The organism is Aquabacterium humicola (genome assembly GCF_030167915.1).
GTDB lineage: Bacteria > Pseudomonadota > Gammaproteobacteria > Burkholderiales > Burkholderiaceae_C > Pseudaquabacterium > Pseudaquabacterium humicola.
This window is the reverse complement of the sequence record NZ_JARGNB010000002.1, coordinates 986984-996748: the sequence shown is the minus strand read 5'-3', so window position 1 is coordinate 996748 and position 9765 is coordinate 986984. Positions and strand designations below refer to the sequence as shown.

The window sequence follows — 9765 nt, the reverse complement described above, 5'->3', positions numbered from 1 at the left end:
CGGTCTCCCGGTGGGCTCGTCGGGCTTGGTCGTTCGGGCCGCTACTTCCTGACAGTCGAAGTGATCGACTCGACGACGCGCGAGGCCATCTCGAACTGCGGCATGCGGTTCGTGATGCCGTGGCGGCGCGCGATCCATCCGAAGTCGGTGTAGGTCGCCCACACCGTGCCGTCGGCGTCCTGCGTCACCAGCACGCGCACCGGCCAGTCGAGCCCGGCGTTGGCATTGGCCGTCAGGAACTGCGCGCCCAGCGGCGGGTTGCCGAACTGGATCAGCGTCGACGGCCGCAGCGCGATGCCGGCGTCGGCCGCCAGCTGCGCCTGGTCGATCGCGCTGAAGAAGCGGATGCCCTTGGCGGCGACGTCGGCCTTCAGGCGCGACACGGTCTCGTCGACGCCGTAGGCGCTGCGAACGCGCACGATGCCGTCGCCCTGCAGCACGACGGCTTCGGCGGCGGCCGGCGCGGCGGCGGTCGTCAGCGCCAGACCCAGCGCCGCGGCGCCGAGCACGGGGAGGATTCGATGGTGCATGGTCCGCTCCCCGTCACATCATGTGCTGCTCGTGCTTCATCGCGGTCGGGAACAGGTCGACCGAGATCAGCACCGCCGGCGCGCCGCCGAGGTTCTTCCACCAGTGCGAGGTGCCGCTCTTCTCGGGCGCTATGTCGCCGGCGCGGTGCACGATCGGCACCGCGCAGCTGCTGGCGTACTCGACCACCTCGCCGGAGACGATGTAGATCATCGCCGGCCGGTCGTCGTGGCTGTGCCAGGGCACCACGCCGCCGGGCTGGATCTCGAGCTGGCGCAGGCGGAACTGGCGGCCGTCGATGTGCGCCGGCTCGCGGGAGAGATCGGTCGACGCGCGCACGACGTCGGTGACGCCGACCGGGGCCGTCGCGCCCGGCTTCTGGCCCTGGCCGTCCGGCACGCGCTTGTCGGCCGGGCATTCGCCGGCGAAGGCGGTGCCGCACACGGCCAGCGCGGCGGCGATGAAGAGGTTCCTGGATTGCATGATCTGACGCTCCTTTTGGTGGGTGGCCGGGCTCGATGCGAAGCCCGTGATGCAAGGTTCGTCGTCCGGGCTCACGGGGCGGTCCGGGGCCGGTCACGTTTGTGTCACGTCGGCGGCCGCGTCTCCGTAGTGCCCGCAACCGGCTGCGCAGCGGCACGCATTCCGCCCCGCGGCAACGCTGCCTATGCTGGCGGCCGTACAGGGGGCGACCGGCCATGAACGACGACAAGCGCATCCTCGTGATCGAGGACAACGACGAGATCGGCGAGCTCGTGCAGATGCACCTCGCGACGCTGGGCTGCCGCGTGAAGCGCGTGGCCGACGGCGTCACGGGCCTGCACGAGGCGCAGCACGGCGGCCACGACCTGGTGGTGCTCGACCTGATGCTGCCCGGCCTCGACGGCCTGGAGATCTGCCGCCGGCTGCGCGGCGCGCAATGCCGCGTGGCCATCCTGATGCTGAGCGCGAAGAGCGCCGAGCTCGAACGTGTGCTCGGTCTGGAGCTCGGCGCCGACGACTACCTCGGCAAGCCTTTCTCGGTGCTGGAACTGCTGGCGCGCGCGAAGGCGCTGCTGCGCCGGGTGGCCACGCCGGCCGCGCCGGCCGCCGCCGCGGCGCCCGCCGCCCGGGCGATCGAGGTCGGGCCGCTGCGCATCGACGTCGACCGCCGCGACGTGCGCATCGACGGCCAGCGCATCGATCTGACCGCCAAGGAGTTCGACCTGCTGACCTGCTTCGCCCGCAGCCCGGGCCGCGTGATGACGCGCATGCAGCTGCTGCAGCAGGTCTGGGGCTACAGCCACAGCGGCTACGAGCACACGGTCAACACCCACATCAACCGGCTGCGCGCGAAGATCGAGCGCGATCCGAACCGGCCCGAGATCATCGAGACGGTGTGGGGCGTGGGCTACCGCTGCCACGACCCGCGCGAGCTGCGCGCCACCTCGCCGGCCTGAGCTGCGCGGGCGATGCCATGCTGAACACCCTGTCCGGCCGGCTCGCGACGATGCTCGCGGCCATGTTCGCGGTGGTCGCGGCGCTGCTGGTCGGCGTCTCGCAGCGCATGCCGGACCTGCACCAGGTGATCGAGCTCGGCTCGATGCTGCTGGCCGCGGCGATCGCCTTCGCGCTGCTGGCCGCGTTGCTGGTGTTCAGCCTGCTGACGCGCCGCCTGCACCGGCTGGCGCTGGCGATGGATCATTTCCGCGACAGCCGCTTCGCCCGGTCGCCGCGGCTGGACTGGGCGCGTGCCGACGGCGACGAGATCGACCGCCTCGCCGTGGCCTTCGCCGACCTGTCGGCACGCATCAGCAGCCAGCTGGCCGAGATCGAGCGCCACGACGTGCAGCGGCGCGAGCTTCTCGCCAACGTGTCGCATGACCTGCGCACGCCGCTGACGCTGATGCAGGGTTACCTCGAGACGCTGCTGCTGCGGCACGGCGAGCTCGGGCCGGCGGAGGCGCGCGGCTGCATCGAGGTGGCGACACGCCATGCCGAGCGGCTGGGCCGGCTGGTCGCGGACCTGTTCGAATTGAGCAAGCTGGACGGACCGGCGGCGGCCATTGCCGGCGAGCGCTTCTCGCTCGGCGAGCTGGCCCAGGACGTCGCGCAGAAGTTCGAGCTGCACGCGCAGGCCCGCGACGTCGGCGTGCGCGCGCTGCTGCGCGGCGAGGCCGACGTCGCCGTGCATGGCGACATCGGGCTGATCGAGCGCGCGCTGGAGAACCTGGTCGAGAACGCGCTGCGCCACACGCCGGGCGGCGGCGAGGTCTGCATCGAGGTGGCCAGCGACGCCGGACGCGCACGGGTCAACGTGCGCGACTCCGGCAGCGGCATTCCCAGCGAACACCTGCCGCACGTCTTCGAGCGTTATTTCCAGGCGCCGCGCGTCGACGAGCGGCCCGGCCGCACCAACGCGGGCCTCGGCCTGGCGATCACCAAGCGCATCGTCGCGCTGCACGGCGGCGAGATCCGCGTCGCCAGCGCGCTCGGCGTCGGCACGGTGTTCAGCCTCGAGCTGCCGCTGTGCGCCCCACCGCCGGCCGAACACCCCGAGGAGCGTCCTCCATGTCCATCCGCTTCAAGCTGCGCCTTCCCGGCCTGAGCTCGCCCGCGGCCGCCCGCCACCGCGACACCGAGGCGCGGCAGGCGTTGCAGCGCGAGCTCGAGGCGCTGCAGTCGAGCGCCGCGCAGCAGGCCCAGGCGTTGGCCGCCGCCGAGCAGCAAGCGCGCGCAGCCCAGGCCGCCTTGAGCGCGAGCGAGGAGCGTTATGCGCTGGCGCTGCGCGGCTCGACCGACGGGCTGTGGGAATGGGACCTCGAGCGCGAGCGCGTGAGCCTGTCGCCGCGCTGGCAGCACATGTTCGGCCTCGGGCCGGACCCGGACACGATGAGCGTCGCCGAGTGGAGCGAACGCCTGCACCCCGACGACCGCGATGGCGCGCTGCAGGCGCTGCGCGCGCACCTGGCCGGTGCCAGCGAACGCTACGAACACGCGCACCGCGTGCTGCATGCCGACGGGCGCCACCGCTGGGTGCTGTCGCGGGCCAGCGCGATCCGCCGCGCCGCCGGCAGCCCCTACCGGGTGATCGGCATCGACACCGACATCACGCGCATCAAGCGCGCCGAGACCATCATCGAGGCCATCGCCGAAGGCACCGCCGCGCGCTCCGGCGCGCCCTTCTTCCAGGCGCTGGTGATGCACTTCGCGCGGGCGCTGCATGTCGACGTGGCCTTCATCACCGAATGCGCCGACCGGCCGCCGACGCGCGTGCGCACGCTGGCCCACTGGCGCGACGGCGACTTCGATGCCAACTTCGAGTACGAGCTCGCCGGCACGCCGTGCGAGCGCGTGATCCGCGAGGGCCGCACCTGCTTCCACCCCAGCGGCCTCGGCCGCGCCTTCGAGCGCGAAGCCGGCCAGGAGGGTTACCTCGGCCTGCCGATCGTCGGCCGCGAGGGCCGCGTCATCGGCCACCTCGCGTTCGTGCACGGCCGGCCGCTGGCCGGCGACGACGTGCTGCTGGAGTCGGTCTACCGCATCTTCACCGCCCGCGCCGGCGTCGAGATCGAGCTGGACCAGGCGCTGAAGCGCCTCGACGCAGCGGCGCTGGCCGCCTGAACCTGGCGGCGCCGCTGTAAGTCCGCGCGCCATTGCGGCGACTGAAGCGCCAGGCGTCGAGCCGGTCGTCGGGCCGGCGGCGCCCGAGTTCGTCGGCGGGAACGCGGACCGTCCCGCCCGATGCGCTGTCGGTCCGCAACCGATCAGGAAAGGGAACCGGACTATGGACGAGGCCAAGCTGAACGACTTCATGGGACGACTGGTGGCCGACATGGGCGGCGCCGCCGTGATGGCCAACGTGATCCTCGGCGAGGAACTGGGCCTGTACCGGGCGATGGCCGACGGCGCGCTCCTGACCCCGGAGCAACTGGCCGAGCGCACCGGCTGCCATGCCCGGCTGCTGCGCGAGTGGCTGAGCGCGCAGGCGGCCAGCGGCTACGTCGAGCACGAGGACGGGCGATTCCGCCTGCCGCCCGAGCAGGCGATGGCGCTGGCCGACGAGAACTCGCCGGTCTACGTCGCGGGCGGCGCCGTGGTGCTGGCCAGCATGTACCTCGACAAGGACAAGATCGCCACCGCGATGCGCGGCGACGGCGCGCTGTCCTGGGGCGACCACCATCCCTGCCTGTTCTCGGGCACCGAGCGCTTCTTCCGGCCCGGCTACCGGGCCCACCTCGTCAGCGAGTGGCTGCCGGCGCTGGAGGGCGTGACGGAACAGTTGCAGGCCGGCGCGAAGGTGGCGGACGTGGGCTGCGGGCATGGCGCCTCGTCGGTCATCCTCGCGCAGGCCTTCCCGCGCTCGACGATCCACGGCTTCGACTTCCATGGCGCGTCGATCGAGCAGGCGCGGCAGCGGGCGGCGCAGGCGGGCGTCTCGGACCGCGCCGTCTTCACGCAGGCACGCGCCGCAGAGTTCCCGGGCAGCGACTTCGACCTCGTCTGCTTCTTCGACTGCCTGCACGACATGGGCGACCCGGTCGGTGCCGCGCGGCGGGCGCACGCGGCGCTGAAGCCCGGGGGCACCGTGCTGCTGGTGGAACCCTTCGCGAACGACCGCCTGGAAGACAACCTCAACCCGGTCGGGCGGCTGTTCTATGCCGCGTCCACCTGCATCTGCACGCCCAACTCGCTGTCCCAGGAAGTGGGGCTGGGGCTGGGCGCGCAGGCCGGCGAGAAGCGCCTGCGCGATGTCTTCATGAAGGCCGGCTTCGCGCACTTCCGGCGCGCCACCGAGACGCCGTTCAACCTGATCCTCGAAGCCCGCAAGTAGCGCCCGGCGTCGCCGGCGGGCGCCGCTGCGCCCGCCGGCCCTGACCTCAGGTTCCGGCGAGCCCCTGCAGGCCCAGGCGCGACGCGGTGCCCACCGCGTCGTCGTCGATCTTGCTCAAGGACCCGTCGGCGGCGATGGCATAGGTCACCACCTTGTCCGCGCCGAGGTAGGTGCTGTAGAGGTAGCGGCCGTCGCCGCTGACCCACGAATCGCCGGCGACGCTGTTCACGCCCATCAGCACCGAGGGCTCTTCCGCGGCGATCGCGCGCAGCAGCGTCAGCGTGCCGTCGGCGCCGATCGCGTACGACGAGATCGAGCCGCTGCCATTGCCGACGTAGGCGTAGCGGCCGTCCGGCGTCACCACCAGCCAGCACGGCGCGCCGACGCCGGTGGCCGCGGCCTGGCTGCGCTGGCTGAGGCGCCCGGTCGACGACAGGTCGTAGGCCGTCAGCGAGACGCCGCTGATGCCGGTCGACAGGTACACGGTGCTGCCGCCGGTGGTGCGCACGAACTGCCCGGCGAAGGGCGTCGTCAGGTCGGTGGTGTTGGCCACCGGGTTGCCCAGCGTGCCGTCGGCATTGATCGGGAAGCTCAGCACCGCGTTGCTCGCGGTGCCGGGGCTGACCATCAGGAAGCGCCGGTCCGGCGACAGCAGGATCTGCGTGGGCGCCACCTGCGCGGGGTTCAGGCCGCTCATCTGCGCGACGTTGTACAGGCCGATCTGCGCCAGCGAGCCATCGGCCGCCATGCGGTAGGCGCCCAGCTGCAGCGTGCCGCCCAGGAAGCTCGAATAGACGACGGGGCCGTTGACCGCCAGGCTGTTCGGCCGCAGGCCCGCGGTTCGGGTGTTGCGCAGCAGCGTGGGCCGGCCGGTCGCCGTGTCCAGCGAGAACACCGACAGCGAGTTGTCGCCGCCATTGGCGGCGATCAGCAGACGCTCCGAAGCGACCGCGACGACGCTGAACTGGCTGCCCAGCGTGTTCGGACCGGACGAGCCGTTGATGCGGATGCCGTTGGTGCCGGTGCCGCCGGTGGGCACGCTCGCCGCGCGCGTCAGCCGGCCGTCGGCGCCGCGGTTGAACTGCACGATCGCGTTCGTGCTGTCGTTGGTCTGGGTGTAGAGCTGGTTGGCCGCGGCGACCATCGGCGTGGGCGAAGCCGGGGCGGCGGTGTCGTCGTCACCGCCACCGCCGCAGGCGGCGAGCAGCGCCGCGACGGCCAGCGCGCTGAGGGTCGGACGGGTGGCACGGCGGAAGAAGGCGGTGTTCATGGCGAGGGCAGGCAGGGGTTGGACAGGCCTGTCACTCTCGGCGCGCCACTTCACGCGCCGATCCGCCAACGATCACATCTTCCTCACGAAGTGCGCGCGTGAGTCGGCGCGCAGGTGCGCGGCGCCGCGGACGGGATCAACCGGGCCGTGCGCCCGCCTGCAGTTCGTCGAACGACACCAGCCGGCCGGCGATCGCACTGGCCGCCACCGTCGGCGGACTGGCCAGCCACACCTGGCCGGGGCCGGATCGGCCGGGGAAGTTGCGGTTGATCGCGCTGACGGTCACCTGGGCCGCGTCGGTCGACGAGCCCGGGCCGCAGTTCGCGCAGGCGCCGCACGAAGGCTGCAGCAAACGCGCGCCGACGGCCTCGAAGGCCGCGAGGTAACCGCGCGCTATGCAGTGGTCGCGCACGGCCGTCGTGCCGAACTGCAGGTAGAGCTCGACACCCGGCGCGGTGCGCAGGCCCCGCTGCGCGGCCCAGGCCAGCACCGCGTGATAGTGGTCGAAGTCCTCGCGCTTGCCGGCGGTGCACGAGCCGCCGTAGGCGATGTGAATGCGCGGACGCTCGGCCACGTCGACGAGCGGCAGGCCGTTGCCCGGGTCGCCGGGGCGGGCCACCATCGGCGTCAGCGTGCGGCAGTCGACGCGCAGGGTGTCCGCATAGGCCGCGCCCGCGTCGCTGCGCATCCACGGCTCGAGCGTGAAGTCCACGCCGCGGCGCTGCTTCAGGAAGCGCACGGTCTCGTCGTCCGGCTCCACCAGGCCGGTGAAGCCGCCCAGCTCGGCGCTCATGTTGGTCAGCGTCGCGCGTTCGTCGGTGGCCAGCGAGCGCACCACGTCACCGCCGAACTCGAACACCTTGCCGACACCGGCGCCGGCGCGGATCGCCGGCAGCGCCAGCAGGTGCAGCACGACGTCCTTCGCGGTGACGCCGGGCGCCAGCACGCCGTCGAGCTGCACGCGCAGGGTCTGCGGCACCGTCAGCCGCACCGCGCCGGTGACGAAGGCATTGGCCATGTCGGTGGTGCCGACGCCGAAGGCGACGCAGCCGAGCGCGCCGCTGTGCGGCGTGTGCGAATCGGTGCCGACGACCACCTGGCCCGGCAGCGCGTAGTGCTCCGCGACCATCGCATGCGAGATGCCGGCCACGTTGCGGCCGTCGTCGTGCGCGGCCTCGTGCTCGGTCAGCGTGCGGTGCGCGCGCAGGCCGTAGGCGTCGACGAAGTCGCGCTGCGCGCGGCACATCGCCGCGACGTTGGCCACCAGGCCGCCGCGCAGGTGCACCGGGCTCTGTTCGACGTAGGACGTGTGGTCCTCGAAGACGACGATGGACGCGGGCGCGTGCAACGCCAGCGGCCGCCCGAAGGTGGCATGCAGCATGTGCGCGCACATGCCGGTGTAGTACTCGTGGATGAAGCGCAGGTCGGCGCGCACGAAGGCGCCGTCGCCGGGCCGCGGCGAGGCGCTGGTGAGGGCTGTCGACAGCGCACGGCGCGCGACGATCTTCTCGAACAGCGTGCGCGGGCCGTGATCCGACACGCTGCCGGCCGGCCGCACGTCGCGCATGAAACGCCGGCCGAAGTGCAGCAGCCCGCCTTCGCGCAGGATCGCGGCGGCGAGTGCATCGCGGCCGGCCACCAGGTCGTCGATGTCGATCGCCTCGCCGCGCTGGATGCGGTCGACGAGCCCGAAGTCGGTCGAGGTGAAGAGGCCGATGTTGTCGGCGTTCTGGCGGTAGATGCGTTCGAAGCTCTCGGCGATCACCAGGCGGATGCCGGCCAGCTTCTCGGCGGTGGGACTGTGCTCGCGCGACGAGCCCTTGCCGTAGCGCCGGCCGGCCACGGTGACGCAGAAGCCGCCCGCGCGCACGTCGCCGGCGCCGATGGGTCGTCGGTCGCCGGCCTTGAAGCCGGTGTACGGGAAGCGGCCGAGCGTCTCGTCGTAGTGCGTGAGGATCGGGACCGGCGTAATCTCGTCGGTCGACACGTCGTCGCGCAGGCGGCCGGCCTCGTCGCGCGACAGGCGCTCGCCCGCCAGCTGCGCCTGCACCTTCGCGGGGTCCTCGCAGAGGAAGAGGATGCGGCCGGAAAGGTCGAGCTTCGCCATGCGCCCAATCTAGGCGCCGCGCCGCGTCGGCGCCAGTGCCCGCTCGGCACGGGGGGCATCGCGGCCGGCGATGCCCCGCACCTGGCGCGGCGTCGCGCCGAACGATCGCTTCATCAAGCGGCGCAGCGCGGTCGCGTCGCCATAACCGACGCGGTGAGCGACCTCCTCGACCGACAAGCCGCTGCCCTCCAGCATCGCCCGCGCATGGGCCACGCGCACCGACTGGATCAGCGCCAGCGGCGAACGGCCGCTGGCCGCGCGCACCTGGCGCGCCAGCGTGCGCGGCGTCATCGCCAGCGCCTCGGCCAGCGCCTGCACGCTGGTCGGCTGGGGCAGGCGCGCGCGCACCTCGGCCTCGATGCGCGCCAGCAGCGCATGGCCGGCGTGCAGGATCGCGGGCTCGATGTACGGGCTCTGGTGCTGGCGGCCGTCGATCAGCATCACGCGCGCCAGCGCCTCGGCCAGCGGCTGGCCGAAGCGGCGGCGCAGCAGCCACAGCATCAGGTCGACCTGCGCCAGCGCCGCGCCGGCGGTCAGCAGGTTGCCGTCCTCGATCACCATGCGCGCCTCGTCGACGCTGCACGCCGGCGCCAGTTCACGCAGCAGCGACGCCAGCCACCAGGCGGTCGTCGCGCGGCGGCCGGCCAGCAGCCCGGCGCCGGCCAGCAGCAGCACGCCCGAGCACGACGCCGCGACGCAGGCGCCCTGCGCCTCGGCCCGCCGCAGCCACTGCATCGCCGCCTGCGCCGGCGGCTCGGCCAGCAGCGCCCGGCCGCGGCGGCCGTTCGTCACGCCGATGCCGGGCACGATCCAGGTCGGCCGGCCGGCGGGCAGGCGCCGCGGCAGCGGCAAGGCCTCGAGCACCAGGCCGCTGCTCAGGCGCACCGGACCCGGCACCGGCGACACCACCCGCCAGCGCGGCGCCGGCAGGCCGTGGCGCGGCGCCAGCAGCGCGGCGGCGGACAGCAGGTCCAGCGTCGCGGCCGCGCTGATCGCCTGGGTGCCGGGCAGCACCAGCACGATGAAGTCGTCCATGTCCGATATCGC

The 9765-nt window shown here is 73.0% G+C and carries 9 protein-coding genes; 4 read left to right on the top strand and 5 right to left on the bottom strand.

Translation table 11 applies throughout. The annotated features are described in order from the left end of the window. Positions 1-41: 41 nt before the first annotated feature. Both P1K89_RS14840 and P1K89_RS14835 read right to left on the bottom strand, forming a co-directional pair. Positions 42-530, bottom strand: coding sequence for a DUF302 domain-containing protein (locus P1K89_RS14840; protein ID WP_284617213.1), 489 nt, complete (start codon positions 528-530; stop codon positions 42-44). A 13-nt stretch (positions 531-543) separates the two neighbouring features. Then, on the bottom strand, positions 544-1011 hold the full coding sequence (locus tag P1K89_RS14835) for a cupin domain-containing protein (RefSeq protein ID WP_284617212.1): 468 nt from the start codon (positions 1009-1011) through the stop codon (positions 544-546). A gap of 215 nt (positions 1012-1226) precedes the next feature. Between P1K89_RS14835 and P1K89_RS14830 the strand changes: the two genes are divergently transcribed. From P1K89_RS14830 to P1K89_RS14815, 4 genes are all read left to right on the top strand, one after another. Further along, the gene (locus P1K89_RS14830; RefSeq protein WP_284617211.1) at positions 1227-1967 is read left to right on the top strand and encodes a winged helix-turn-helix domain-containing protein; all 741 of its coding nucleotides are present in this window, start codon (positions 1227-1229) and stop codon (positions 1965-1967) included. Between the two features lie 17 nt (positions 1968-1984). Further along, complete coding sequence (locus P1K89_RS14825; RefSeq protein WP_284617210.1) at positions 1985-3115, top strand: sensor histidine kinase; 1131 nt, start codon at positions 1985-1987, stop codon at positions 3113-3115. Continuing rightward, on the top strand, positions 3079-4131 hold the full coding sequence (locus tag P1K89_RS14820; RefSeq protein ID WP_284617209.1) for a PAS domain-containing protein: 1053 nt from the start codon (positions 3079-3081) through the stop codon (positions 4129-4131). Before P1K89_RS14825 ends, P1K89_RS14820 begins: the two co-directional genes overlap by 37 nt. 163 nt (positions 4132-4294) lie before the next feature. Beyond that, positions 4295-5341 carry a class I SAM-dependent methyltransferase gene (locus P1K89_RS14815; RefSeq protein WP_284617208.1) on the top strand — a complete coding sequence of 349 codons (1047 nt, stop codon included), beginning with the start codon at positions 4295-4297 and terminating at the stop codon, positions 5339-5341. Between the two features lie 46 nt (positions 5342-5387). On the opposite strand, the gene P1K89_RS14810 is transcribed toward P1K89_RS14815, so the two are convergent. The 3 genes from P1K89_RS14810 to P1K89_RS14800 form a co-directional block, all read right to left on the bottom strand. Next, the gene (locus tag P1K89_RS14810) at positions 5388-6611 is read right to left on the bottom strand and encodes a lactonase family protein (RefSeq protein ID WP_284617207.1); all 1224 of its coding nucleotides are present in this window, start codon (positions 6609-6611) and stop codon (positions 5388-5390) included. Between the two features lie 136 nt (positions 6612-6747). Then, positions 6748-8718, bottom strand: coding sequence for an aconitase family protein (locus P1K89_RS14805; protein ID WP_284617206.1), 1971 nt, complete (start codon positions 8716-8718; stop codon positions 6748-6750). Positions 8719-8727: 9 nt separating this feature from the next. Then, positions 8728-9753: a GlxA family transcriptional regulator gene (locus P1K89_RS14800; RefSeq protein WP_284617205.1), complete on the bottom strand. Its 1026-nt coding sequence runs from the start codon at positions 9751-9753 to the stop codon at positions 8728-8730. Positions 9754-9765 lie beyond the last annotated feature (12 nt).